Origin of the sequence: Pseudactinotalea sp. Z1739 (assembly GCF_049725055.1) — a bacterium.
Taxonomy (GTDB): domain Bacteria; phylum Actinomycetota; class Actinomycetes; order Actinomycetales; family Beutenbergiaceae; genus CALKWS01.
Genome location: NZ_JBMPQA010000005.1, coordinates 1 through 25,277, shown reverse-complemented (window position 1 = coordinate 25,277; position 25,277 = coordinate 1). Strand labels below are relative to the sequence as shown.

20 protein-coding genes, 2 pseudogenes and 1 riboswitch are annotated in these 25,277 nt (G+C 66.7%); of the genes and pseudogenes, 9 read left to right on the top strand and 13 right to left on the bottom strand.

Going from position 1 to position 25,277, the window contains the following annotated elements; translation table 11 throughout:
- Positions 1-45: 45 nt before the first annotated feature.
- Complete coding sequence (locus tag ACO0LV_RS07865; RefSeq protein WP_424787334.1) at positions 46-1,179, top strand: ROK family protein; 1,134 nt, start codon at positions 46-48, stop codon at positions 1,177-1,179.
- Positions 1,176-2,663 carry a M81 family metallopeptidase gene (locus tag ACO0LV_RS07860; protein ID WP_424787333.1) on the top strand — a complete coding sequence of 496 codons (1,488 nt, stop codon included), beginning with the start codon at positions 1,176-1,178 and terminating at the stop codon, positions 2,661-2,663. Before ACO0LV_RS07865 ends, ACO0LV_RS07860 begins: the two co-directional genes overlap by 4 nt.
- Positions 2,664-2,676: 13 nt before the next feature.
- Here ACO0LV_RS07860 and ACO0LV_RS07855 read toward each other — a convergent pair whose 3' ends face one another.
- From ACO0LV_RS07855 to ACO0LV_RS07815, 9 genes are all read right to left on the bottom strand, one after another.
- Positions 2,677-3,417: a copper homeostasis protein CutC gene (locus tag ACO0LV_RS07855; RefSeq protein WP_424787332.1), complete on the bottom strand. Its 741-nt coding sequence runs from the start codon at positions 3,415-3,417 to the stop codon at positions 2,677-2,679.
- Positions 3,418-3,437: 20 nt separating this feature from the next.
- The gene (locus ACO0LV_RS07850; protein WP_424787331.1) at positions 3,438-4,298 is read right to left on the bottom strand and encodes an amidohydrolase family protein; all 861 of its coding nucleotides are present in this window, start codon (positions 4,296-4,298) and stop codon (positions 3,438-3,440) included.
- Positions 4,295-5,227, bottom strand: a complete 933-nt coding sequence (locus ACO0LV_RS07845; protein ID WP_424787330.1) for an aldo/keto reductase — start codon at positions 5,225-5,227, stop codon at positions 4,295-4,297. The genes ACO0LV_RS07850 and ACO0LV_RS07845 overlap by 4 nt, the downstream gene beginning before the upstream one ends.
- On the bottom strand, positions 5,224-5,547 hold the full coding sequence (locus ACO0LV_RS07840) for an L-rhamnose mutarotase (RefSeq protein ID WP_424787329.1): 324 nt from the start codon (positions 5,545-5,547) through the stop codon (positions 5,224-5,226). The genes ACO0LV_RS07845 and ACO0LV_RS07840 overlap by 4 nt, the downstream gene beginning before the upstream one ends.
- Positions 5,544-6,893 carry an enolase C-terminal domain-like protein gene (locus ACO0LV_RS07835; RefSeq protein ID WP_424787328.1) on the bottom strand — a complete coding sequence of 450 codons (1,350 nt, stop codon included), beginning with the start codon at positions 6,891-6,893 and terminating at the stop codon, positions 5,544-5,546. The genes ACO0LV_RS07840 and ACO0LV_RS07835 overlap by 4 nt, the downstream gene beginning before the upstream one ends.
- A gap of 176 nt (positions 6,894-7,069) precedes the next feature.
- Entirely contained in the window at positions 7,070-9,109 is a 2,040-nt protein-coding gene (locus ACO0LV_RS07830; protein WP_424787327.1) for a serine hydrolase domain-containing protein, read from the bottom strand.
- A gap of 259 nt (positions 9,110-9,368) precedes the next feature.
- Positions 9,369-10,364 (bottom strand): LysM peptidoglycan-binding domain-containing protein, encoded by a 996-nt coding sequence (locus tag ACO0LV_RS07825; protein ID WP_424787326.1) that lies wholly within the window; start codon positions 10,362-10,364, stop codon positions 9,369-9,371.
- A gap of 1 nt (position 10,365) precedes the next feature.
- Positions 10,366-10,515, bottom strand: a riboswitch (cyclic di-AMP (ydaO/yuaA leader).
- A gap of 1,129 nt (positions 10,516-11,644) precedes the next feature.
- The gene (locus tag ACO0LV_RS07820) at positions 11,645-12,880 is read right to left on the bottom strand and encodes an MFS transporter (RefSeq protein ID WP_424787325.1); all 1,236 of its coding nucleotides are present in this window, start codon (positions 12,878-12,880) and stop codon (positions 11,645-11,647) included.
- A 964-nt stretch (positions 12,881-13,844) separates the two neighbouring features.
- Entirely contained in the window at positions 13,845-14,039 is a 195-nt protein-coding gene (locus ACO0LV_RS07815; protein ID WP_424787324.1) for a hypothetical protein, read from the bottom strand.
- Between the two features lie 393 nt (positions 14,040-14,432).
- On the opposite strand from ACO0LV_RS07815, the gene ACO0LV_RS07810 reads away from it, so the two are divergent.
- The 5 genes from ACO0LV_RS07810 to ACO0LV_RS07790 all read left to right on the top strand — a co-directional run bounded on the left by ACO0LV_RS07810 (position 14,433) and on the right by ACO0LV_RS07790 (position 21,103).
- Positions 14,433-16,331: a glycosyltransferase family protein gene (locus ACO0LV_RS07810; RefSeq protein WP_424787323.1), complete on the top strand. Its 1,899-nt coding sequence runs from the start codon at positions 14,433-14,435 to the stop codon at positions 16,329-16,331.
- Between the two features lie 84 nt (positions 16,332-16,415).
- Positions 16,416-17,462 carry an LCP family protein gene (locus tag ACO0LV_RS07805; protein WP_424787322.1) on the top strand — a complete coding sequence of 349 codons (1,047 nt, stop codon included), beginning with the start codon at positions 16,416-16,418 and terminating at the stop codon, positions 17,460-17,462.
- 287 nt (positions 17,463-17,749) lie between these two features.
- A complete protein-coding gene (locus ACO0LV_RS07800) occupies positions 17,750-19,222 on the top strand; it encodes a glycosyltransferase family 4 protein (protein ID WP_424787321.1) in 1,473 nt (490 codons plus the stop codon).
- Positions 19,219-20,169 carry an ABC transporter permease gene (locus tag ACO0LV_RS07795; protein WP_424787320.1) on the top strand — a complete coding sequence of 317 codons (951 nt, stop codon included), beginning with the start codon at positions 19,219-19,221 and terminating at the stop codon, positions 20,167-20,169. Before ACO0LV_RS07800 ends, ACO0LV_RS07795 begins: the two co-directional genes overlap by 4 nt.
- A complete protein-coding gene (locus ACO0LV_RS07790) occupies positions 20,156-21,103 on the top strand; it encodes an ABC transporter ATP-binding protein (RefSeq protein WP_424787319.1) in 948 nt (315 codons plus the stop codon). The genes ACO0LV_RS07795 and ACO0LV_RS07790 overlap by 14 nt, the downstream gene beginning before the upstream one ends.
- A gap of 278 nt (positions 21,104-21,381) precedes the next feature.
- On the opposite strand, the pseudogene ACO0LV_RS07785 reads toward ACO0LV_RS07790, so the two are convergent.
- A pseudogene (locus tag ACO0LV_RS07785) lies at positions 21,382-21,600 on the bottom strand (IS1634 family transposase); the annotation flags it as partial.
- A gap of 75 nt (positions 21,601-21,675) precedes the next feature.
- On the opposite strand from ACO0LV_RS07785, the gene ACO0LV_RS07780 reads away from it, so the two are divergent.
- Positions 21,676-21,993 carry a transposase gene (locus tag ACO0LV_RS07780; protein ID WP_424787318.1) on the top strand — a complete coding sequence of 106 codons (318 nt, stop codon included), beginning with the start codon at positions 21,676-21,678 and terminating at the stop codon, positions 21,991-21,993.
- Positions 21,942-22,940, top strand: coding sequence for a transposase (locus ACO0LV_RS07775; RefSeq protein ID WP_424787317.1), 999 nt, complete (start codon positions 21,942-21,944; stop codon positions 22,938-22,940). Before ACO0LV_RS07780 ends, ACO0LV_RS07775 begins: the two co-directional genes overlap by 52 nt.
- A gap of 10 nt (positions 22,941-22,950) precedes the next feature.
- Here ACO0LV_RS07775 and ACO0LV_RS07770 read toward each other — a convergent pair.
- The 3 genes and pseudogenes from ACO0LV_RS07770 to ACO0LV_RS07760 form a co-directional block, all read right to left on the bottom strand.
- A pseudogene (locus ACO0LV_RS07770) lies at positions 22,951-23,562 on the bottom strand (IS1634 family transposase); the annotation flags it as partial.
- Positions 23,563-23,636: 74 nt separating this feature from the next.
- Positions 23,637-24,308, bottom strand: a complete 672-nt coding sequence (locus tag ACO0LV_RS07765; RefSeq protein ID WP_424787316.1) for a group II intron maturase-specific domain-containing protein — start codon at positions 24,306-24,308, stop codon at positions 23,637-23,639.
- Between the two features lie 2 nt (positions 24,309-24,310).
- Entirely contained in the window at positions 24,311-24,955 is a 645-nt protein-coding gene (locus ACO0LV_RS07760) for a hypothetical protein (RefSeq protein WP_424787315.1), read from the bottom strand.
- Between the last annotated feature and the right edge of the window lie 322 nt (positions 24,956-25,277).

Here is a 25,277-nt window from a genome sequence, read left to right as displayed (position 1 = left end):
GCACGCTTATGGCCTTATTAGTTCGATAGCGAAGGAAGTGCCCACGTGAGGGTGACCAACCGCATCGTGGAACTCGTCTCCACCGGCGAGGCAGCCTCGCGAGCCGACCTCGCCCGCGCCCTCCATGTCTCCCCCTCCACCATTTCGCTGCACGTGCAGCAGTTACTCGACGACGACGTCCTGTACGAACACAGCCAGGGCGCCTCCCGCGGGGGTCGCCGGCCGCGGGTACTGCGACTGCGCGATGAGGCCGGATACGTCGGTGTGGCTGAACTCGGCAGTCACCACGCGCGCCTGGGGATCATCGGGATCTCCGGAGACGTGCGGCAAGTGCAGGACCTGACCATCGCGGCAGCCGAGGGACCAGAGCCCACGTTGGAGCGACTCGCTACCGCCCTGGCGGAACTGGGAGCCGGTGAGCCCGGACGGCTGCGCGCGGTGGCACTGGCCGTGGCGGCCCCGGTCGACTTCACGCGCGGCACCGTGATCCAAGCGTCCCGGTTAGCGAGTTGGAACCTCTTCCCGGTGGCCGAGTTCCTCCACGAGCGTCTGGGCGTCGCGGTGGTGATCGAGAACGATGCCAACGCGATGGCACTGGGAGAACACCTCACGCGAGCCGCCGACTACGACTCGGTCACCGTCAAAGCCGGAACAGCGATCGGTTCGGGCTTGATCATCGGTGGTCAGGTCTACCGGGGTTCCACGTTCGGGGCCGGGGACATCACTCACACCCGGGTACCTAGCGCCGGTGACGCGCCCTGTTCGTGCGGGAACCTCGGTTGCCTGGAGACTGTGGCCAGTGGAGCCGGGATCGTTCGCCTGCTGCAGGAACAAGGCGCCCAGGTCGCCGGCACCCAGGAGATGGTGGCGCAGGCCGCCCAGGGCCTGCCGACGGCGACGTCGCTGGTCCGGGCCGCCGGTGGATACTTGGGTGAGGTGCTGGCCACCGTGGTGAACTTCGTCAATCCCGGCGCGGTGTACCTGGGTGGGGTCCTGTCAACCGTGGAACCGTTCGTGGCCGCGGTCCGTAGCCGTCTGTACGAGGGCTGTCACCCCCTGGTCACGCGGCACCTGCTGATCGAGCCGACGCTCTCCGGTGCCGATGCCGGAGTGATCGGTGCCGGTCGCCTCGCACTGTCCGCCGTCTTCTCCCATCACATCGACGAAGGGAAGTCATGACCTCCTCGTCCACCACCCGACCCCGGATCGCCATCGTCGGAATCGCGATCGAGTCCTCCACGTTCTCACCCCACCGCGCCGGCCTGGAGGATTTCGTCCAACGCCGCGGGGATGAACTCCTGGAGTACTACCCGTTCCTGCAGAACGACCAACCCCTTCGCGCCGCCGCCGAGTGGGTGCCCCTGATGCAAGCGCGGGCGATCCCCGGCGGCGCCGTCCTGGCCGGGGCCTACCAGCAGATGGAGCGCGAGATTCTCGATCTGCTCACCGAGCACGGCCCGTTCGACGGCGTCTTCCTCGACATCCACGGGGCGATGTCGGTGGAGAGGATGGCCGACGCCGAGGGCCACTTCGCACATCGGGTGCGCGAGGCCGTGGGGCCGGGAACCGTCATCTCCACCTCGATGGACCTGCACGGAAACGTCACCCAGCCGTTGCTGGAGGCCGTCGACCTGATCACCTGCTACCGGATGGCCCCGCACGAGGACGCCATGGAGTCCCGGGAGCGTACCGTGGCCAACCTGGTCGAGGTACTCACCAGCGGCACGCGGCCCCACAAGGCGTGGGTGCGCATTCCCGTGCTGCTGCCCGGGGAGAAGACGTCCACCCGGATCGATCCGGCGAAGCGGATCTATGCCGAGGTTCCGGTGGTCGAGGCCCTGGATGACGTGCTCGATGCCGCGATCTGGGTGGGGTATGCCTGGGCTGATGAGCCCCGGTGCAACGCCACCGTGGTCGTCACCGGGTTCGACACCGACGTGGTGACCCGCGAGGCCGAGCGGCTGGCGCGGTTGTACTGGCAGGCCCGGGCGGACTTCGAGTTCGTCGCCCCCACGGGCACGTTCACCGAGTGCCTGGACGAGGCGATCTCGAGCCCGGCCCGGCCGTTCATGATCTCCGACTCCGGGGACAACCCCACCGCCGGCGGCTCAGGCGATATGACCTGGGCGGTTGCGCGCCTGCTGGAGGACTCCCGGGTCACCGGGGGCCAGGTCAAGGTGTTGTACACCGCGCTGCCTGATGCCCCTGCTGCCCGCCAGGCTGCGGAGGCGGGCGTGGGTGCGCCGGTGCGCCTGCAGGCCGGTGCCCGCATCGACGACATCCACGAGCCCCCGGTAACCTTGGACGGCGTCGTCGAGCATGTCAGCGGAACCGATCCGGTGGCAGGGGCCGTCGCCGTCATCCGGGTGGGCGGTCTGCATGTGGTGGTGACCGAGCGGCGCAAGCCCTACCACCTGGCCGAGGACTTCGGCCACGCCGGAGTGGATCCGGACGAGTTCGACATCGTGATCTCCAAGGTGGGTTACCTCGAGCCGTACCTGTACGGGTTGGCCGCGGACTGGCGGATGGCGCTCACCCCCGGCGGAGTGGACCAGGACCTGTTGCGGCTGGGTCATGAACGGATCGAGCGGCCGATGTACCCCTTCGACCCGGACATGGCTGACCCGTCCCTGAGTGCCACGCTGCTGCCCCCGCGCCACTAGGTCCCACAAAGAGTCAGGCGAGCGCGTCGACCGCCGCACGAACTGCAACCACACCTCCGGCGTCGGTGGTGGAGAAGGTGTCCTCTCCTCCCCCGGGCCCGGAGGGGCCGGTGGCCACCTCACGGCTCGCGCTCAGGTGCACCGCGTCGGCTCCCGCGGCCACCAGCGCGGGCACGTCCTCGGGACGCACTCCCCCGCCGGCAACGATCTCCAAGTCACCGCCACCGGCCGCGGCCAGGGCACCGATCACGGCCCGCCCTTGCCCGGCCCGGGGGGCCCCGCCGGAGGTGAGGACCCCGGTGGCCCCGGTGGCCCGGATCTGCTCGACCAGCGCCGCGGGGTCGTGCCGCCCATCGGCCAGGAGGACGTCGATGCACCGGTGGATGATCACCGGCCGGCCGTCGGCGGCGTCGGCGAGCGTTCGCAAGGTGGCGTGATCCAGACCGTCGTCGGTCAGTGCACCGATCACCACACCCTCGGCCCCGCACTCCAGCGCGGTGCGCACGTCGGTGACCATCACGGCGACCTCCGCCGGCGTGTAGCGGTAACCCCCGGCGCGGGGGCGGATCAGCGCGCGGAAGGGGACCCCGGTCGCCGCGACGTGCGTCATCAGTCCTCGGCTGGGTGACAGCCCGCCCAGTGCCAGGGCCTGGCACAGTTCTACCCGGTCCGCGCCGTGGGCCGCGGCCACGTGGGCGCCCTCGATGTCCTGGATCGCGATCTCCAGGCCGGTCGCGCTCGGGGTGGTGGGCATCAGGGGTTCCTCCGGGTTGTTCAGGAATCGGCCGACCGGTACACCCGGCGTGCGGTGTCCCGCAGGATGCGCGTGCGTTCCGGTGCGGACAGCTCGGACACGAGTTCCATGAGCACCTCGTGGGTGGGCCCGTACCCGCCGTGGGGCACGCTCATCGGCCAGTCGCTGCCGTACAGCAACCGGTCCGGACCGAACGCCTCCAGGGCCACCTCCCAGGACGGGCGCAGCGCCGCGGCGGTGTAGGGCTGCCCGGGCTTGTGCAGCCCGGAGAGTTTGGCCACGGTCTTCTCGTGCGCGGCCACCTGGTGCAGGGTGTTCGCCCAGTCGCCGAAGTCGGCTTGGCCACGCGGTGGCTTGGCCAGATGGTCGACGACGATGGTCAGGCCCGGTACGGCGGCGGCCAGGCGTTCCACTTGTTGCAGGTGACGCGGCCACGCATCGGGGATGTCCACCGGGTAGCCGTGCTCGGCCACGGCGGCCATGGTGCGGCGCCCTTCCGGGGAGTCGAGCAGGTCGGGTCTGGGGTCGTCGTGGATCAGGTGCCGGAGCCCCACGAGCAGCGGGTTGTGGTCGTAGCGCTCCAGCAGCGCCGCAGCGGCCGCCGGGTCATCCAGGGGCAGCCAGCCCACCACACCGCGGACCCAGGAGTGCTCGGCGGCCAGGCCGAGCAGGTAGTCGGTCTCGGCGACCGAGTCCTCGGCCTGCACCAGGATCGCTTCGCTGATCCCGGCGGCCCGGGCCTCGGCGCGTGCCTGCTGGATCGAGTAGTTCGCATACAGCGGGCCCAGTTCGGGTGTGAGCCACGGGTAGGTGTTCACCCGAAGATCCCACACGTGCAGGTGGGCATCGAGGATCTGCGGGCTCTGTGCAGCCGGTGTCATGACGGCAACCGGTCCTGATCGGGCAGCAGTGCCTCCAGTTCCTCCCACAGTTCCTCGGGGATGGAGACGGCCAGTTGGTCGAAGGTGTCCTGCACGGTGGTCACGCGGCCCGGGCCGATGACGATCGCCTCCACCGCCGGGTGGCGGGTGGGGAACTGGAACGCGGCCGCGGGCAGCGCGATGTCATAGCGGGCACAGGCCCGGGCCATCTGCTGGGCTACCTCGATGAGCCACTGCGGTGCGGGCTCGTAGTTGAACGGGGCACCCGGGCCGGGTCTGGCCAGCAGCCCGGAGTTGAGCACCCCGGCCGCCTGCACGCGCACCTGCCGTTGGGCGCACAACTCCAGCAACGTGGCATCAGCGCGCCGGTCGACCAGGGAGTACCGCCCGGCGACCATGATCCGGTCGGCGCTGGTTTCGGAAACGAACCGTGCCGCGACCTGCGCGTAGTTGGTGCCCACCCCGTAACTGCTGATCACCCCGTCGTCGCGCAACTGAGCCAGCGCCGGCGCCGCCTGGTCTAGGGCAGCGTCCATGTGGTCTTCGGGATCGTGCACGAAGAGGCTGTCCACCCGGTCCAGGCCCAGGCGCTGGAGGGAGTCCTCCAGGGAACGCAGCACGCCGTCGCGGGTGTAGTCCCGGATCCGGGAGCGCTTGGGCACCCCGAAGAACCCGTCGGTGCCGTCCTGGGCGTCGGGGTCCTCGTACAGGAGCCGTCCTACCTTCGTGGACAGGGTGTAGGAGTCGCGTGGTTTGTCCTGCAGGAACTCACCGAGCAACGTCTCCGATTGGCCCACCCCGTAGTGCGGGGCGGTGTCGAAGGCACGGATGCCCCGGTTCCACGCCTCCTCGAGAGTGGCCAACGCGTCATCGCGGCTGACCGGCCGGTAGAGCCCGGCGATGGATGCCGCACCGAAGACCACGCTCACGGGACGTCCTTGATGTTCCACACCATCGGCAGGCCGTCATCTGCGCCGTCAGCGGAGTAGTCGTGGGTGACGTCCTGCATCTGGCCCATGCGCTCCTGCCAGGCGATGTTCACCGGCAGGTCGCGCAGCGCTGTCAGCAGTGCGGCATAGTCGTCGCACTCGATGACCTGGAACACGTCGAGTCCGCTGCGCCAGATGCGCCAGTCGTGCACCCCGTTGGCCCGCATCGCTGCGACCAGTTCGGCCGGCACCTCCCGATGCGCCTCGTCGTAGGCCTGCTCGGCGCCCGCTTTGAGTTTCGTGTGAACGGCGACCCTCATGCCTGTGCTGCCTCCCGCTCCGCGTTGCTGTGCTCGTCCTCCTCCAGCCACACCGCACCGCCGGGGTACAGGTGGGCGTGCACCGAGGAGTCTCTCATCCGGGCGCTCATGCCCGGGGCGCTGGGTGCCAGGTAGCGCCCGTCGCGGATGATGACCGGATCCTCGAAGTGCTCGTGCAGGTGATCGACGTACTCGATCGCACGGTCCTCCTTCGTCCCGGAGATCGCCACGTAATCGGCCATCGCCAGGTGTTGCACGAGTTCGCACAGGCCTACACCGCCGGCATGGGGGAAGACCCGCACCCCGAACTTCTGCGCCAGCAACAGGATCGCCAGGTTCTCGTTGACCCCGCCCACCCGGGCAGCGTCGATCTGGATCAGGTCCACCGCCTCGGCCTGCATCAGTTGCTTGAAGATGATCCGGTTCTGGGCGTGCTCTCCGGTGGAGACCGGAACCGGGATCTGCCGGCGGATCGCGGCGTGGGCGAGCACGTCGTCGGGGCTGGTCGGCTCTTCGATCCAGGCCAGGTCATAAGGCGCCAACGCGGTCATCCACCGCACCGCCTCGTGCACACCCCACCGTTGGTTGGCGTCCACCGCCAGATGCACGTCCGGGCCGAGCGCCTCCCGGGCCAGGGAGAGCCGGCGGATGTCCTCGTCGAGGGACTGACCGACCTTGAGTTTCACCGTGCGGTAGCCATCGGCCACCGCTTCGCGGCACAACCGCGTCAACTTCTCATCGGAGTAGCCGAGCCACCCGGGTGTGGTGGTGTAGGCGGGGTAGCCCTCGGCGAGTAACTCATCGGTGCGCGCAGCCCGTCCCGCTACCTTCTCCTGCAGCATGTCCAGAGCCTCACCGGGGGTGAGCGCATCCTCCAGGTAGCGCCAATCGATGCACGCCACGAGTTGCTCGGGCGACAGTTCGGCGATGAAGCGCCACAACGGCTTGCCGGCTCGGCGGGCGGCCAGGTCCCACACGGCGTTCACCACGGCGCCGACTGCCATGTGGATGACGCCCTTCTCCGGTCCCAGCCACCGCAGTTGGGAGTCTTCGGTGAGCCGGCGGGGCACCAGGCTGAGGTCCTCGCACACCGCGTCGACATCCAGGCCCCGGACGTGATCGGCCAGGGCTGCGAGTGCCGCAGTCTGTACATCGTTGCCGCGGCCGATGGTGAAGACGAAACCGTGGCCGGCCAGTGGTTCACCACCGGGCAGGGTCTCATCGGTCCGCAGAGTGAGGTAGGCGGCGGAGTAGTCCGGATCCGGGTTCATCGCATCGGAGCCGTGCAGTTGACGGGAAGTGGGGAATCGAACGTCCCGCGACTCAAGGGCCGTGATGGTGCCCATGGCAGGCGATGTCCTTTCGAGATGGGTGGCACGCGTGCAGAGATCCTAGACATAGGATGTATAGCACAGGTTCGACACGGCAAACGGGGACGGTCCCAGAAGATCGCCACCAACCCACACCAAAAGATCGGATGTCTAGCGGTTCAGGCTTGGCCGCAGAAGTTTCAAACCACTCCTCAGTAGGTGATGTCCAGGCTCAGCAACCGGCCCACCACCGCCACGTAACCCAGGCCGGCGAAGGCCAGGGAGAAGAACGCCGCGCTGCCCGCAGACCACCAGCGCCGCCGGCGCAGCGAACCCACCAAACGCATCCCGGCCGGGATCACCGCCAACACCGCCACCAGGGTCAGCAACTGCGCCACCCGGATCAGCAGGGCCGGGGCGCCACCGGAGCCCATCAGCATCGCGGCCACCACCGCCCACAGGCCCACCGCGAGCAAGGCCACCGCCGCACCGACCGTGCACGCCAGCCGCAGCCACCGGTCCTCTCGCGAGGTCTGCAGGCGGCCCCGGTAGCGCCGGCGCACCAGCGCCGCCACCGGGCGGCCGAGCAGCCCGACCACCAGCACCACCGAGGTCCCCACCAGCACCCACGGCACCAGCGCCAACGTTGCCGGCAGCGGCTCCAACGCGATCGCCGGGTGCAGCCCCACGGCCCGCACCTGCCCATCGACGACGTCGGCGCCGAGGCGTTGCTGCCCGCCGACCTCCTGCCACACCCACGGCTCCACTTCCACCAGCACCCGCGGCGACCCGGAGGCATCCACCAACGCGTCCATGGTGAGGGTGCCGTCGCCGGTCGCGCTGATCGTGACCGGTACGAGCGCGGAGTACACCCGCACGAAGTTGCTCTGCACCCCCCGGGTGGTCATGTAGGACCCGGCGAGCACCTGCGCGTGCTCCGCGGCGGTGGCCGTCGGCTCCGGAGCGGTGCGGGTGTCGGGGAAGTACCGGTCGGTGAACCCGTACACGAGTTGATCGCGGATCACGGCGGTGGACATCGGACCCACCCCGGAACTGTTCAGTCCGATGTAGATCCCGGTGCCGGTCTCGGGGTAGATCTGCATCTCGGCGTGGAAGACGTAGGTGTCCCCGCCGTGGCCCACGATGCGCTGGCCGTTGCGGTCCAGTTCATACAGCCCCAGGCCGGTGCGCGGCCCGCCGGCTAGCCCGCCGAGGGTGTCGGCGCCGAACGCCGGCTCGGCCATGGTGCGCAGCGACTCCGGTGACAGCACCTGGGAGCCGGGGTCACCGTCCTCGGCCGCCAGCAGGGTGAGCATGAGTGCGCTCATGTCCGCAGTCGTGGCGCTCATCGCCCCGGCGGGGGCGAGGCCGACCAGTTCGAAGGGTGCCGGCTCGGCGCGCAGGTGCGGGTAGCCGCCGGACATCTGCTCGGCCAGTTCGGTGGGCAGCGGTTGGGCGAAGGTCGCGGTGGACATCCCGGCCGGGGTGAAGACGTGCTCGGCGGCGTAGTCGGCGAAGTTCATCCCGCTCACGCGTTCCACGACGTAGCCGGCCAGTGCATTGCTGTAATTGGTGTACGACGGTGTGGTACCGGGGGCGTAGATCTGCCGCGGCGGGTCGGCGAGCACCTCGCGCAGTGGCGGGACGTCGCCGGCTGGGTCGAGGAAAACACCGGCCAGGCGTTCTTCGAAGCCGGCGGTGTGGGACAGCAGGTGGCGCAGTGTGATCGGTTCGTCGTAGGTGGTGGGGATGTCGAGGTCGATGTAGTCGGCGACCGGGTGATCCAGGCTCACGGCCCCCTCCTCGACCAGTTGCATGACGGCGATGCCCACCACCACCTTGCTGATCGATCCGACTCGGAACAGCGTGCGCTGGGCCTCGACCGGCTGCGGCGCCGAGGCAGGGTCGTCGGAGCCGGAGCCGGTACCGGAGCCGGCGCCGGTGTCGGCGTAGCCGTAGCCACGTTCGGTGACCACCTCGCCCTCGTGGACCACCGAGACCGCTGCCCCGGCCACGCCCTCCCGTTCCAACGCTGCCGGCAGGAAACCGTCCAGCCAGGCCTCTGTGTCCACAGCGGTCAGTGACGCGGCCGCGTCGGCCGCTGACGGAGCGGCCGCGGGAGCCGGTGGCGGGTTCACCGGGGCGCCCTGCAGGGCGGCACACCCGGCCAGGACCGCAGCGAGGACGACGCCGATGCTCGCGGCGATCCACGGCCGCCGGCGGCGCTGAGGTGCTCCGGCAGGCGGTGCCATGGCCGGCGTGCCAGGCGGGCCGTGGCCTGTACGTGCTGAGTGAGTTCCCACGAGCCCTGACCCTATGGGCCGCCGACATCAACCCACCCCCGAAGTCAGCATCAATCGGCTGAAGCCACCCCCTCAGCCGACCAATGCTGGCTTCGTCCCTGGAGTCGCCTGATCATGGGCGAGCAGCCCGGTCTGCAAACGCATCGGCCCGCCCCGAAGTTCGGGGCGGGCCGATGGGTCGCACGCGGCAGTTGAGTCCGTGAGCCGGTCAGGCCACCCGGATGAAGGTCGGGTTGGCCCGCCAGATCTTGCTCTCGTGCAGCGCGGTGCCGGGGTTACGGGCGGCGATGTGGTTGCCGTTGCCGGTGTAGATACCGATGTGCCCCGGCCACCACACCAGGTCCCCGGGCTGGGCCTGGCTGGCGGAGACCACCTGGCCGGCGCTGCGCTGGGCCCCGGAGTTACGCGGCAGGTCGATGCCGGCCTGGGCGTACACGTAGGAGGTGAACCCGGAGCAGTCGAATCCGGCCGGGCTGGACCCACCCCACACGTACGGGGTGCCCACGAACTGGCGGGCGATGTTGACGATCGCACTGCCAGAGGCGCTGGCCTGCGGGGAGGGCGCAGCGGAGCGCTGGCCGTCACGGGAGGCCGTGTCGGTCCCCCGCTGCACGGAAGCCGATCCCGAGCCCGCCGTTGACGCCGAGCCCGACCCGGAGGCTGAAGCCGATCCCGAGCCCGATCCCGACGTTGACGCCGATCCCGACCCCGACGACGATCCCGACCCACCGGGGATGGTGAGCTCGTCCCCAGGGAAGATCAGCGCGTCAGCACCCAGGCCGTTGGCGTCGATGATCGCCTGAACGCCGGCGCCGTACCGCGCCGCGATAGCCGCGACGGTGTCACCGGCACTCACGGTGTGGGTGGCGCCACCAGCACTGGACGATGCCGTACTGGTGGGGATGGTGAGTTCGTCACCGGGGAAGATCCGCGCATCGGAGCGAAGGCCGTTTGCGTCGATGATCCCCTGGATGCTGGCGCCATGTTCGGCGGCGATATTGCCGACGGTGTCACCGGCGTTCACGGTGTAGGTCTCGTCCGGGTCGGCGCTGGCTGCGGGCATCGCCAGCCCGAAGGCCAGGCCCGCGGTGGCCACACCGGCCGTGCCGCGACGGGCCACCTTTCCCACCGGCAGGTCGGAGAGGAAGGTGGTGGGACGCACGTCGGCTCGGTGCCGCGCGCGTGCGGTGCTGTGTAGTGTCATGGTGTTTTCTCCGGTTGCCTTCGGGGTTAGCTGTCGGGTTCGGGTCGGATAAACACCCGGCCTGGCCGTGGCCAGACTTCACCCCAGGGACCAGCACGCCGGTCCCGTCTTCATGGGTCCCCCGCCCCTGCCATGGCGGCTAATGGACCGCGGGCGGTGGCAGAGTTCGGCGTCCGCCCACGGACTTCCAGGTTCGGAAGTGCCGCGACCGTAACCCGCTCGCGAAGCAATGTCACGGTTCGGTAACATAAGTCACAATTAGGTCACGGAGCGGCGCCGGGGACTCGGTTCAGAAGCCCCCGTCCGCGACCCGCCGATGCCCGCCGAGCACGACGGGCTGTAGGACGACCCTCATCGCTCCACCCGGTCGCCGGATCGCGGAGCCCGCGTCGATCCCTGGGCAGGGCCTGGAAGGGCAAAGCACGACGGCGGTGCCGCAAGTTGGCAAGAGCTCCGCCCTGGTCCGAGTTGCTCCGGCGGTAGTGGCAAAGTCATGAACTATCGCGTCATCGCTTCATCGTCATAGCTTTTGGCGTGAGTTAGTTATGGTCTTCTGCCGCGCCGGGTCCATGGCCCCCTCCTCAGGGGACGACGGGTCGACATCGGCCGTGACACACGCCGTGAAGACAACACCCCTCGCATATAGGACCGCAGGCGAGAAAGTGGATGCAGAGGCGATCGAAAAGCAACTCCGCTCCTCTGCCGATGAGTTGCGTGGCGAGGTCATCAGCACAAGAGCCGAACGAGGCGCGCCGTGGCGCGCTCAAAACGACCACGAGCCTCCCCCCTCCGGCCGGGGCGCCGGGCGAGCATGGCTAGAGAGGCGCGCTCCGCTGTCTACCGGCGTGCCGCTGAGACATACGCTGACGTGAAACGGGAGGTTGAGGCAGAGGTACTTGCAAATCGCACGCGTTAAGGCGCCCGAACCCCGCCGGCCCGCTTCTTCCTTGACATCCACTCGTTGGCGCTCGGCTGCATCCGGCAAACTGCCATGGCGGATTGCCTCGAGGCAACGTTCTACGGCCATCTCCGTTCGGTTGCGGTCCACGATAAGTTCGGTGCCCGGCTGGAAGTGAATCGAGTCGCGCGAATCGATCATAAGTTTAGGTTTAGCAGGGTGCCTAAACTTAAACTACAGCCCACGGTTGGCATGTTGTTGTTGAATCGCGACCGCTGCCGTGGCGCCGCAACGGGGGGATCATCGCAGTGAGGCAAGCGGGCGAGACTGGCGCGCAAGCCCGTAGTCGACATCGCAGGCGTCCGCACGAACAACACGACCCTCACACCCCCGCCTCCCGCCGCGTCCGCGCATTGGCATGCACCGACCACCGCGGCACCCACAGCCCCAGCGCCGCAATCACGGCGCCCGAGAGCACCCCCATCGAGACGATCCCGGCGGCCAGCGATCCGAGCGCCGCGCCGGCCGAGACCACCAAGGGCCCGGCCGCTCCCCCGGTGTCGGCGAACAGTCGCCAGATCCCCAGGAACTGGGCGCGCTGGCCCGGTGGGGCGGTATCGGCGCCCAGGGTCATCAGGATCCCCGAGCCGATGCCGTTGCCGAACCCCAGCACCATTGCCACCACCGACACCCCCACCAGCGTGGAGGTGAGCGGTAACAGCAGCATCGCCAGGCCCATCACCGCCATCGAGGGGATCGCCACCCACAGCCGCCCGAACCGGTCCATCACCTTGCCCGCCGGGTAGAACAGCAGCATGTCGATCGCGCCGGACAGCCCGAACACCAGTGACGTCGTCGAGGGGTCGAACCCGAGGGACTCGGTCCACACCGGCAGCACCGTGTTGCGCGCCCCACGCACTGCGCTCACCCCCAGCACCGCCACCCCGAGGGTGACGAAGACGCGCTGGTGCTGGCGCAACACCGCCCGCACAGCCATGCGCCCGCCCTTGGGTGCGGCGGTGTGCGGTAGGTCCTTGGCCGGGTCACGAACACTGACGACGACGACGGCCGCGGCCAGGGAGGTCACCACCCCCACCCAGTAGGACCGGGATGGTTCCTCCGAACCTGCCATCGCCAGGGCACCCACGAAGGGGCCCAGGAATAATCCGATCCGGGCCACCCCGCCCAGGGTGGACAGGGCCCGGGCCCGGCGCAGCGGGTGGATCACCGCGGTCAGGTAGGACTGGCGTGCCAGGCCGTAGACGGCATCACAAGCCCCCACCAGCAGCACGCCGATGGCCAATGTGACCAAGTTCGGCGCCAACGCCAGCCCAGCCAGCGCGAGCACCGCCAGTCCGGAGGCCCCCACCATCGCCGGACGGTCCCCCACCTTCGCGGCCAGTGCACCGGCCGGCACATCGGCCAGGATCTTGCCGACCGCCAGTAGCGACACCATTAACGCCGCGGTGGACAGACTCCCACCCAGGCTGGTGGTGGACACGGCGATCATCGGCATCATCGCGCCCACGCCGATCTCAAACAACAGCGTGGGCAAATAGACCCCGGGCAGCAGGGCGCGCAGGGAGACCACGGTGCTCGATCGGTCAGAAGGGGTCATCGCCACGCATTCTCCCGCACGGCATCAACGAGGGACGATCCCCGTTCCTTGGCACACCCACCTCCTGTGCATCCGCAGTAGGACACTCGCGCCGAAAACGATGCACGGGCGGCCCTTGACGTGCGCGCCGAGCCTTAGTCGCTGGAGTGATGAAACTGGCCTCGGACATCGCGTCCACCTTCCGGGCGGGGGCGCCTGGCCACTGGCTCGTTGGTGGCAGATCAGAGCCGACGGAGGTTCTCGTCCTTCGACGCCGGGTGCCCGCCCGCGGGAGGAATCACTTTATAGCCGAATTCAGATTCAAGCACCTCCGCCGCCACCTGTGCATTGTCTCGAATGGCTGCCATGAGTTGTATACGGCGCCAACGCACGCGGCCTCTTCGGAGGACCGACCGCCACCCCCGTTCGCAATCCACGCCGAACGCGTCCACCAGAATCTCAAGCACATCCTCCACACTCGGCCGGAAGCGATCCCCGCCAAGTGGGAAGTGCAGGTCGCCTTGTCGCCCGTGCGAGTCGTCCCGCTCCCATCGTTTCCGGACCCGGCGCGCTCGAGACGTTCCGGATCCAGCCAAGGAGAACAACCCGGAGTTATCGGAGGTCGCGCCCTCATCAACCTGGAGGTGGGCTCGCGGGAGCGGATGCGGCATGTCCCTGTCGTAGTCGTATCGAAATATCGGTGGCCCGTCGGCCTCAGCACCGTAATGGAGGGCGAACGTCGACTTCTCAACACGAAGAAACTTCTCGGATGAATCGAGAGCGCAACGGTAATGCACTCGCAGAGACATGGTCGTGTCACCGTCTACCGACAACGGGGTGCCCGTACCAGGCTCTTGTCGAACAGTCACCCCCACACCACCTGCTACCAGAGACGCGTCGAAGGGCTGGGAATTACCGACCACGACTCCGTCGATCGTCGCGGTCAACTCATCAGCGAACTGACGAGCCTGAACCGCGAGCTGGCTCATCCGGCGTGTTTGAGTAGGTAGTCCAGGTCTTCGATCTCGTCATAGGCCGCCAACTGCCGAGGATCAAGATCGAACCGCTGCGCGCGATGGCGCAACTCCTCTTCGGAGAACGGCAAACGGCGCACCAAATCAGCGCGCAACTCCTTCGCCTCCTCGACAGTCATCACTCGAACTGCAGTCTTCGGTGCCATGGTCGCTCCTCCACACGCGTCCGCCACATGATTGCGCCGAGGTCTGACATCGCGGCCTAATCCAGCGTTGCGCTACACCAATCTTGCCCGAGTAGAACGGCACATACCGCTCAACGACACGGACGGTCGCGCCCTGCTGGGTCGCTACACCAACCGACAATTCTTCAGAGTGCCTCGCTCTGGACTTGTCGACTGACGACCACGAAACCCCCGTTGTGTACGACGCCCACCCCTACGCGCATGACCCGCAACCGCACAATCCCGCCTGCATCGGTTGACTATGCTGGCACATCATGGAGGCAGCATCCCGGGAGGGCGATCTCGCAGCGCGGCCATCACGCCGCCTTCCCGGCACCCACGAGGGCCATCACCCCGCGTCGGAAGCCCCACCCCTTGTCTAGGCTCCACCGAGCCCGCGTCGCCCTGTGGCATCTGCGCACGGGGGGCCACCGGCAACTTCGCAAGTACCTGAACCGCAGCACCACCACCCGCCACACCCCCTCGCTGCTGGAGGGCCAGCGTGACGCCCATGGGCACCTGACCTTCCCCCCATGGCCGCTCCCAGAACGGGCCCCGCGGAGGCAGATGCGGGTCGCCGTCATCCTCGATGACTTCTCCCGCTTGGCCTTCAGTTACGAGTGGGTCCAGGTCGAACTCACCCCCTCCTCCTGGCGGAAGACGCTCACCGAGCACCCGGTGGAGATGCTGTTCGTGGAGTCGGCCTGGCACGGCAATGCCGATGCGTGGCAGTACCACCTCACCGGCACCAGCGCTCCCCGCCCGCAGTTCGTCGAGTTGGTCGAGTGGTGCAGAACCAACGGTGTCCCCACGGTGTTCTGGAACAAGGAAGACCCAGCCCACTACGCCGACTTCCTGGACTCGGCACGGCTCTTCGACCACGTGTTCACCACCGATGCCAATCGCCTCGATGTCTACCGCCGCGACCTGGGCCACGAGCGCATCGGCCTGCTGCCCTTCGCCGCCCAGCAGTCGATCCACAACCCGGTGCGCCCCTCAGGCGGCCACCAGCACCGAGACATCGCCTTCGCGGGCATGTACTTCGCCCACCGCTACCCCGAGCGCCGTGAGCAGATGGATCTTCTCCTGGGCGCCGCCGAGGCCGTCAGCCCGAGGATGGAAACCGGCCTGGAGATCTTCTCCCGGTACTTGGGCGCGGATGATCGCTACCAGTTCCCCCCGCCGCTGGATCAACGTGTGGTCGGCTCGCTGACCTATGACCGGATGCTCTCGGCGAACCGCGCCTACAAGGTGTTCCTCAACGTCAACTCCGTGGTGGACTCCCCCAGCATGTGCGCCCGGCGCATCTTCGAGATCACCGCCAGCGGCACCCCGGTGGTTTCGACGCCGAGCCCGGCAATCGAGCACTACTTCACCGCGGACATGGTCGCCCAGGTGCACGATCGCCAGGAGGCCGAACACACCCTGCGCGCCCTGGTCCGCAGCCGCGAACTGCGCGACCGGATGGTGCACCGGGCCCAGCGGCGGATCTGGTCCGAGCACACCTACACCCGACGGGTGGACGCTGTCCTGGACCGCATCGGCGCCGAGCACCGCGTAAAGGCCCGGCCCACGGTCTCGGTTCTGGTGTCCACCAACCGACCCGCCCAGATCGAGCACGTCCTGGCCACCATCGCAGCCCAGCAGGATGTCGACTACGAACTCCTGCTCCTCGCCCACGGATTCGACCTGCCAGAGACCGAAACCCGCGACCAAGCCAACGAGCACGGGATCGAGCGAATAGAATTCCTCAGCGCAGACGCCCAGACACCCCTGGGCGAGTGCTTGAACATCCTGGCTCGGGCGGCCACTGGGGATGTGGTGGCGAAGGTCGACGACGACGATCTGTACGGGCCGCAGTACCTGTCCGACCAGGTGTACGCCATGGACTACGCAGGCGCCGACGTGGTCGGCAAACAAGCACACTTCATGTACCTCGCCGACCCGGACGCCACCGTGCTGCGGTTCCCCGAGCGCGAGCACCGATACACCGATTTCGTCGCCGGTCCGACGATCGTGGCTCGCCGCGACCTGGTCTTATCCCACCCGTTCCCTGCTGTGCCCCGCGGGGAGGACACCGGGTTCCTCGACGCGGCCTCAGCGGCCGGCGCCACGATCTACTCGGCCGACAGATTCAACTTCATCCAGCACCGCCGCGCCACCACCTCCGGCAACGGCGACCACCGGCACACCTGGAACACCACCGACACCGAGTTGCTGGCCAACGCGGATGTGCAGTTCTACGGCCACAACCCTGCCCACGTGATGGTGTAGGGCAGACAGGTACTTACCGATGCATGCACCAGCGCCTGCGTACGATGACTCTTTACGCTCAGGACCTAACCAGGGGGGATCGTCGTGGCTGCACCCGTGACACTGCGCCGCACTGACCGCCGGCCACGCCGAGGCTTAGCGCTGCTGATGATCGTGCTCAGTTGGGCACTGGTCCTCACGGCATGCTCATCCGCGGAGGAGCCCGAGCCGGAGGAGACCACCAGCGCTGCACCCGAACCTGAGCCGGAACCGGAGCCCGAACCCGAACCGGAGCCGGAACCCGAACCTGAACCGGAGCCCGAAGCACAGGACCCACTGCCCGAGGGGCCGGTCAACATTCTGTTGCTGGGCACGGACGATCGGGACCCCGACACCATGGTCGGCAACCCGGATACCATAATCCTGGCCCACGTCCCAGAGGACCGGGAGAACGTCTACCTGGTCTCCTTCAGCCGGGACTCCTGGGTGCACATCCCCGGCTTCGGGAACGGGAAACTCAACTCCGCCTACCCCCGCGGTGGCCTGGACACCATGCACGCCACCTTGGATGAGTTGCTCGGCGGCCTGGACATCGACTTCACGGTGCAGACCAACATGAACTCCTTCATCAACCTCACCCGGTGGTTGGAGTACTTCGAGGTGGACAACCAGTACGCCACGTCGGTCACCGTGGAGAGCACCGGGCGGCACGTGGAGTTCCCCGAGGGGCGCATCCGGCTGGAGAACACCGACGGCCTGATCTACGTCCGCCAGCGCCAGGGCATGCCGCTGGGTGATCTGGACCGCACCGAACGTGGCCGAGCGGCCCTGGTGGGGATGCTGGAGCGTATCCAGGAGAAACTCACCGAGGAGCCGGAGGAATTCCCTGAACTGGTGGAGATGCTCTACCAGAACGTCAGGGTCACCGGGGACTTCACCGTGGAGGACACCCTCGCCCTCGCCACGGTGCTGGAGGACTTCGACACTGACTCGGTGGTGTCGTTGATGGCACCGGTCACCGGGTTCGGCACCGAGCAGGGCCAGTCGGTCAACGTGGTGAACCAGAGCCAGACCGCTGATCTGGGTGAGGCGCTGCGCACGGACTCGATGGATGAGTACGTGGACACCTACGGCACGGACTACACGCCCTAGTGCCTACCGCCTCCACACCCGCCCGACCGGTTCAGGTCCTGCGAAATCTCCTCCTGATCGCCCGGACTGCGCTGCAGCAGGGTGCAGACGATCCGCTGTTGCTGGTGGTCCAGGCCGCCCGGCGCCTGCCGAACCGCGCCCGAACGGTGCTCTCCCGCGCTTTGGCTGTGCGCGCTTCTGCGGGAGCGCGGCTCGCCCTGGCCCAATTCATTGCCGGAAGGACCGACGACGTCGCAGGCACCTTGGCAGCAGCAAGGCCACCGAAGCGAGTGCTACCACGCCATGTGATGGCTGAACTGGCCGTTCAGTTAGGAGACCCCGCCCTGGCGCCTGAGAGGTTGGAGTCGGCACGACCGCTCACTCGTGCGCGCGGGGCGTGGAACGACGGCGACATCACCGAAGCGATCCGCCTGGCCCGCCGCGCCGGGCGGGCCGGGCAGCGGTATGCCGCTCGTCTGGCTTCCGAGCGCGCGACTCTGGCCCCAGGCTTTGCGCTGAGGACCCCCGCCGCTCGGGCCCGCCCCACGCCAGGAGGTGGCATCCGCGCCTTCCACGTGTTGACGAACTCCGTACCGCATACGGCCAGCGGCTACGCCTTCCGCAGCCACGAAGTGTTGAAGGCTCAGGCGCAGGCCGGTGTCAGCGTGGCAGCGGTGACGCGGATCGGTTACCCCGTCACGGTCGGGCTCGCCGGGGCCAGCGCTTCCGATGAGGTTGACGGCATCACCTACCACCGCGTGTTGACATCGCGCCTTGCCGGCCTACCCGCTACGCGGTTGGACCAGATGGTCCGGCAGACCTTGCCGATCGCGGAAGAGTTTGCTCCCACGGTGCTCCACACCACCACCAACTACACCAACGCCCTCGTAACTCAGGCAATAGCCGGAGCGCTCAGCGTCCCCTGGATCTACGAGGTACGCGGGCAGTTGGAGAAGACATGGCTGGCCTCCCGCCATCCCTCTGTTCAGTCAGCAGCCGAAACCAGCGAGCGCTACCGGCTGTTGCGCAAGAAGGAGACGGAGATGATGCTCGCTGCCGATCACGTGGTCACGATCAGTGAGACGCTGCGCCAGGACATCATCGCCCGTGGCCGGGCCGCCGACGAGGTTACCGTGATTCCCAACGGGGTCGATGCGGCGCTGTTGGAGCAGCGCCGGACGCCGCCTCAAGCCCGGGAGGCACTCGGGCTTCCCGCGGACGGATTCTGGGTGGGTTCAGTCAGTTCGCTGGTGGACTATGAAGGCTTCGACACTCTCATCGAGGCGATTGCCGTCCTACGCGCAGAAGGGCTGGATGTGCGAGGCGCACTCGTAGGTGATGGCGTCTCGCGACCTGACCTGATCGCTCAGACTCGCCGGCTCGGCCTGCAGGAGTGGGTCAGGTTTCCCGGCCGGGTGCCCCGCCACCAAGCACGGACGTGGTACCAGGCATTGGATGCCTTCGTCGTCCCTCGCCGTGATCTCCCAGTGACCCGGATCGTCACTCCATTAAAGCCGGTCGAGGCCATGGCTTTGGGTCGGCCAGTGATCGCCAGCGACTTGCCAGCGCTCGCCGAGATCGTCTCCGCGCCAGGTGCGGGGAAGACGTTCCATCCCAGCAACTTTCGTGAACTCGCGGATCACATTTCTGCACTGCAATGCGACCGTGACCTGGCAACGGCTTACGCTAGAGCAGGCCGTTCCTTCGCCCGCGACCGAACTTGGCGGACCCTCGGATTAACCTATGCAGATATCTACGAGGAGGTGAATCAGACGCGATGAGCACGAACCAACAACCCCAGCAGGAGGTCCAGGACAACGCACGCTTCGTACAAGAACTCCAAAGCGACGACCCTCATAAAGAGGTGATCGGCCGCTGGTTCCTCAAACCCGTCGGCAAGCGCCCGGCACTGAGGCGGTACCTCTTCGACCTCTGGAATCGCCGCCACTTCATCTGGGCTGATTCCCGAGCCCGCGCCTTCTCTACCGGGCGGGGAATGATCTTGGGAAACGTATGGTTGGTGCTCCAGCCATTGCTGAATGGTGCGATCTACTTCCTCATCTTCGGCGTCCTACTGGGAACCTCACGCGGCATTGATAGGTTCGTTGGATACCTGATCATCGGGGTGTTCCTCTTCCAGTTCACAGGCCGATCTCTGACGAGTGGGGCGACAGCGATCACCGGTTCCAAGGCGATGATCCGCGGCTTCACATTTCCGCGCGCCTCCCTGCCCATCTCTATTATCCTCCGAGAAGCACTCAACATGCTCCCTGTCATCGGGACCATGCTGCTTCTGATCGTGATGGTCCCTTCGCCGGATGCGGCGGAGATGAGTCCCCCACATGCCGACGTCACGTGGCGATGGCTCCTCTTCCCGGCTGTATTCATCCTGCAAACGGTATTCAACGTGGGCGTGGCATTCTTCGCCGCGCGGATTGTCGCGCAGATACCGGATTTCCGACATCTGTTGCAGTTCGTGCAACGATTGTGGTTCTACGGCTCCGGTGTACTGTACTCCTTCGATCGCTTCGTAACCGATCCGCAGATTCTTGCGATCCTCGGTCTGAACCCCGTGTTCATAGTCCTTGACATGTCACGCGACCTGCTCCTCTACGGCGTGAGCCCGGAGGCACGATCATGGTTGATCCTCGGCGCTTGGGCAGTCGGCACAGCTCTGCTTGGATTCATCTATTTCTGGCGGGCAGAGGAGCGTTATGGCCGCGAGTAACACCACCCAAGAACGCAAGTCCAGTACCCAGGTGCCTGTAGGCGCTGCCACCGTCGCGCTATCAGGCGTCCACATGCGCTACAGCGTGCCGTCGAGTGACAGGGCCGAGCGGGTCGGGGGGGCTCCGCTACAGGTGGCCGCGCAGCGACTCCTCGGCGCCAGACCCGAGGTACTGGTCCGAGCATTGAGTGGCGTCTCTCTGCTAGCTCGCTCGGGGGAGTCAATCGGTGTCATCGGGCGAAACGGCTCGGGTAAGAGCACGATGCTTCGGATTATCGCTGGCCTTGAACCCCCAAGCCGAGGAACTGTGTTGGCGGAGTCCACGCCGGTGCTGTTGGGAGTCAACGCTGCTCTGCTACCGGACCTATCCGGCGCGGAGAACGTACGCATCGGGCTCCTGGCTATGGGCAAGTCACCGCACGAGGTCGAACAGTTGTTCCCTGAGGTCGTGGAACTCGCTGGGATCGGGAAGTCCATCTATTTGCCTATGCGGACCTATTCATCCGGCATGGGCTCGCGCCTGAGATTCGCGATCGCCGCAGCGGCCGCACCAGACATCCTCCTGATCGACGAGGCCCTTGCCACAGGTGACGCCGCGTTCAGAGACCGCAGTGAACAGAAGATGACTGAACTCCGTAGGGGTGCTGCTACCGTCTTTCTCGTGTCGCACGCCGCGCAGACGGTTGAGGATATGTGCACCAGGGCGATTTGGTTACACCAAGGTCGAATCATAATGGATGGACCCGCATATGAGACTGCCCAGAAGTATCGTTGGTGGTCATGGAACGTTGCGAACGGTGAGGAACGCAAGGCCGCTAAACTGCTCGGGGAGGCTATCGAAGAACGACGCGTGAGCGAGGTTTCAGTGCTCGAGAACGCTCCAGTCGCATTCGGTCCGCCACGACATGCGCGCAAGCAGGCCCGGAAGGTCTAGCGAGCCGTTCCTGATATTTCGGATACGAGGCGCTACGAGGTTTGTTTCCGAAAGAGAAGCGCCAGAGTGTCGGAGAAGCGCTGTAGATTCTCGCCGGAGTTCAATGGCGAGGCGGTTCAGTTACTGCGATTGTCGAGGTTGACCGCGCGACTCACATCGATGCGGGCCCACTTGTGTCGCTTGCCAGGGTGAAGGGACCACCTCGTTGCCCGAGCATGGGACCACCTGGAGGTGTCACTGTGAACCGCCCCAGGTTCTCTGCCGCGACTCTCACAGGCCTAGTGCCCCGTGGTGATCGGGGGTAGTTGGTTGAGGATTTCGCGGGCCTGGTTGGTAATGGCGGGGGCGGCGGTGATCTGGTGGTCCTCGATGCCGATGAGCACTGAACGCAGGGGCCGCAGGGTGCGCACGATCTTCTTGATCGATGTACCGGTCGCTGTGGTGAGGTAGCGGGTGATGGCCAGTGCGGCGAAGACGATAGTCAGGTGGGCCTGGATTTGTCGCGCGTCAGAATGTTTGGCAGGGGTAGTTAGTTGCTGGTGCAACACCCCGGCTGAGAGGTTTGGATCATCATGAGTCGTCCACCGACGATCCCTGCGGAGAAGAAGCTCCGCGTCGTGCTTGCTGTGCTGCAAGGCGAGATCACCATCGCCGAGGCCGCCCGCCGGGAGAAGGTCTCCGAGCAGGCAATCGGGAACTGGAAACGACAGTTCCTCGAAGGCGGAAAGGCTGGCATCGAGGCCGGGAAGTCGAAGCCGTCGACCCGGGAGCAGCAGCTCGAGGACGAAGTCGCCGAGCTGACCCAGGCTCTCGGCGAAGCGGCCGTGGAGATCCGGGTGTGGAAGAAGAGCGCGGAGGGCCGCTTGGGCCCTTCGAGGACCTCGAGGTGATCCGCGCGGAGGCGGGTATGTCGACTTCGAGGTTCTGCGCACTGGTCGACATGCCCGAACGCACGTGGCGGCGCTGGCAGGCCAAAGCACGCGTGGACCGGCCGCTTAAGGGGTCGTGGCCGCAGCCCGCGCGCCAGGGCGCCCGGGGCCGCGCTGTCACGCACGCGCTCGCGCATCCGGCGTGGGGTCACCGCAAGATTTGGGCGATGACCCGCCACGACGGGCACCGCGTCTCCCAGTCGACCGTGCTGCGCCTCCTGCGCGACGAGGGACTGATCCTGCCCGCGCATTACCAGCGGGAACGCCGCCGCCTCGCGGAGCGCCGCAAGGCGGCCTTCGCGACCGAACCCACCGGCCCGAACCAGGTGTGGCAGCTGGATTTCTCTGAGTACGAGACGACCACCGGTGGGACGTGGCGGATCGCGTCGTGCCGGGACTACTGGTCCAAGTACGAGTTCGACGCGCACGTGTCCCCGACGGCGAACATGCACGACGCCGTTACCGCGGTCGAGAAGGCCCTCGCCGAGGCCGAGGGGCTGCTCGGGCACCCGCTGATCGATGACGCCCCGGTAGAGCCCGTGACCGGGGAGATCACGCCGGTCTTGACGATCGTGACCGACAACGGTGGCCCGTTCCGGTCGGTCACCTTCGAAGCGCTGATCGCCGCGCACCCAGAGCTGCGGCACGTCCGCACGCGTGTGCGTACGCCCGGGCAGAACGGGTCACGCGAACGCGGTTTCGGGACGATGAAATACGAGTGGCTGTTCCGCGAAGAGATCGACCACGGCCTCGAGCTTGTCGAGCAAATCAGCGCGTACCGGGACGACTACAACCGCGTCCGCCCACACGAAGCGCTCGCCTGGAACCGTCCCGCCGACGTCCACGCCGGCCTTGCCGACCCCACCATCCCCAACTTCGAAATCGAACAAATCCTGCCAACTACTTGACGCGAGACAGGATCGCCTCGCGTCGGTAGTGAAAGACCGGTCTTGCGCCCAGGTCAGACTTGGTCATCCGGAAGGAAGCTTCGACCTGCCACAGGTCGTGATAGGCGCCGATCACGCTCTGGCCGGCCATGGTCTGGGTGGGCAGGTTGGTGACGTAGCCTTTCAGGCCTGCCAGTTGGCGGGCCCGGTCGATGGTGGCCTGGTCCAGTTCCTTGGTGGCACCGGTGACCTTCAAGAACCGCGTCCTGCGCATCGGGGCGGCTCCGGAGGCGATCTTCTCGGCCTTGGCGATCATCGCGTTGATGTTGCGGTCATCGCGCTTTTGACGTTTGAAGGACCACTGGTAGACGATGCGACGTTCCCGGGCGTTCTTCCCGGTGCCCATCACCCTGGTTGATTCCAGGATCTGCCCATCGGTGAAGTAGTTCCCGTGGCGCTCAAAATGCTCAGCCAGGTCGTAAGGAGCCTTGGTCAGTCGTGAGCCGACGATGAACTTGAAACCAGCATCCTCCAGGGCGTTGAGGTTACCGGCCGAGAGCATGCCCGCATCGGCGACCACGACCGTGTCAGTAACACCATGACGTTGCTGGAACTGGGTCAGCACCGGGATCAACGTGGTGGTCGTCGGGTAGCCCCGGCCCGTTGCCGGGCCGGGGCCCCCTCAGAACCGGACGTGCGACTTTCATCGCATCCGGCTCAAGCAAATTCCTGTGGGCGTCGTAGGTACTGGGACAGCGGTGCCGGTGTGGCCGGGGGCCGGTGCCGCCGCCGCCGTCGTTGTTCCCAGTAGTGGCTCAGCGCCGGGTCGTCCGGGGACGCGTCGGCTTTGACCATCTGGTGACGGCGGATCGGCGTCCACGACAGTTTCCGCAGGTAGGCGCCGGTTGTGCGGTCGCCAAAGACCCAGCGGTCCTGTCGTCGTGGATGGAACCGTCCGAAGTAGCGGTCCACGATCCACTGGCCTGTCTTCATGTTGTGCTGGCGTCTGCCCCATTTGAACAGCAACCACCACAAAGTGGAGTCGATGTCTCCGAAGACCTGCTTGGACACAGCCGTCCGGTAGTACTCCGACCAGCCCCGCAGTATCGGGTTGAGCCTGCTGATCACGGCCGCTGCGTTCGTGCCGTGAAGGCTACGCACCTCGATGCGGAGCCGGGCACGGAACCGCTTGACCGCTGCCTTCGAGGGCTTGATCAGCAATATTCCCGGACTGCGGTAGTGGCGGACGTGGAACCCGAGGAAGTCAAACCCCTCGGACAGGGGCACGATTTGTGTCTTGTCCTCGTTGAACGACAGCCCTCGAGGCGCCAACCACGCGGCCAGGCGTTCCTTGACCCGCTCGGCCTGCTGCCGTGAATGGCAGAGCACGACTAGATCATCGGCACGTCCTCATGCTCGGCCTCGAAATACAACGTCGTGACGTCGTAGAGAATCAGGGAGATATCACCGCTGCTGGCCGCGTGGGCGAAACACTTCCGAGCGATCTGGGACCGGTAGTCCTCGGCGTTGATCCGCTTCAAACAGGCGGTGATCGTGTTGCGGTGCGGGGCATCAACGCCCAGTTCCTCCAGGATCCCGATGGTGGCCAACTTCGAAGCCGGCTCGATCAACCGGGCCAGCACCAACTGAGTGAAGACCTCATCGTCGACCACATCGAAACCCAGGCGCCCATAGGCGCTGCGCAGCGTCGCCCACAGCACATCGGAGACCGTCCCCACCGCCTGGGCCCTACCTACCGTGTCCTTCACAGACTGGCCCGGCGGGTTGAACAACTCGCCCTGAGCCTTGGGCTCGCCCAGCAGATCAGCCGGGCCCACCGGATCATCGATCCCCAGATCCAGAACCGGCTGATACTGGCGCAAGATGCCCTGCGCCTGTTCCAGCAGCACCCCCAACTCCGCTTGGGAGTGCGCCGAACCCACGTGCTTCAAGACCTCCAGCCGCCCGCGACGCTTTTGCACCACCTGAACCGCCGTCGCCCCCGAACCGGTGCGAACCTTACGCACGAACGCCATCAGATTAGTATCCCGAAAACCATCCCTGTCCCGCGTCAAGTAGTTGGCAGAGGTTCGGTCTCGGGAAAGTTGGGGACGAGGGGGTCGGCGAGGCCGAGGTGGACCTCGAGTGGGCGGTTCCATGAGATGCCCTCGTGCGGGCGAGTGGTGTTGTACTCGGCCCGGTAGGCATTGGCGTGCTCGACTAGGTCTAAGCCTCGATCCACCGATGGGGCGATAAGGCGAGTTGATCTGGGCTGAGATGCTCGAAACGCTGCAAGGGCAGGGGTAAATCGCCGGTCTGTCCGGCTTTTCCACTTGGGGTTCCTTGGTCGTCGGTGCA

Coding starts and splice junctions, on each gene's coding strand:
- ACO0LV_RS07780 (WP_424787318.1), top strand. CDS start 21,676: ATGAGTCGTCCACCGACGATCCCTGCGGAGAAGAAGCTCCGCGTCGTG.
- ACO0LV_RS07800 (WP_424787321.1), top strand. CDS start 17,750: ATGGCTGAACTGGCCGTTCAGTTAGGAGACCCCGCCCTGGCGCCTGAG.
- ACO0LV_RS07840 (WP_424787329.1), bottom strand. CDS start 5,547: ATGAGGGTCGCCGTTCACACGAAACTCAAAGCGGGCGCCGAGCAGGCC.
- ACO0LV_RS07835 (WP_424787328.1), bottom strand. CDS start 6,893: ATGGGCACCATCACGGCCCTTGAGTCGCGGGACGTTCGATTCCCCACT.
- ACO0LV_RS07760 (WP_424787315.1), bottom strand. CDS start 24,955: ATGGCGTTCGTGCGTAAGGTTCGCACCGGTTCGGGGGCGACGGCGGTT.
- ACO0LV_RS07850 (WP_424787331.1), bottom strand. CDS start 4,298: ATGACACCGGCTGCACAGAGCCCGCAGATCCTCGATGCCCACCTGCAC.
- ACO0LV_RS07855 (WP_424787332.1), bottom strand. CDS start 3,417: ATGCCCACCACCCCGAGCGCGACCGGCCTGGAGATCGCGATCCAGGAC.
- ACO0LV_RS07825 (WP_424787326.1), bottom strand. CDS start 10,364: ATGACACTACACAGCACCGCACGCGCGCGGCACCGAGCCGACGTGCGT.
- ACO0LV_RS07815 (WP_424787324.1), bottom strand. CDS start 14,039: ATGGCACCGAAGACTGCAGTTCGAGTGATGACTGTCGAGGAGGCGAAG.
- ACO0LV_RS07860 (WP_424787333.1), top strand. CDS start 1,176: ATGACCTCCTCGTCCACCACCCGACCCCGGATCGCCATCGTCGGAATC.
- ACO0LV_RS07820 (WP_424787325.1), bottom strand. CDS start 12,880: ATGACCCCTTCTGACCGATCGAGCACCGTGGTCTCCCTGCGCGCCCTG.
- ACO0LV_RS07795 (WP_424787320.1), top strand. CDS start 19,219: ATGAGCACGAACCAACAACCCCAGCAGGAGGTCCAGGACAACGCACGC.
- ACO0LV_RS07830 (WP_424787327.1), bottom strand. CDS start 9,109: ATGGCACCGCCTGCCGGAGCACCTCAGCGCCGCCGGCGGCCGTGGATC.
- ACO0LV_RS07790 (WP_424787319.1), top strand. CDS start 20,156: ATGGCCGCGAGTAACACCACCCAAGAACGCAAGTCCAGTACCCAGGTG.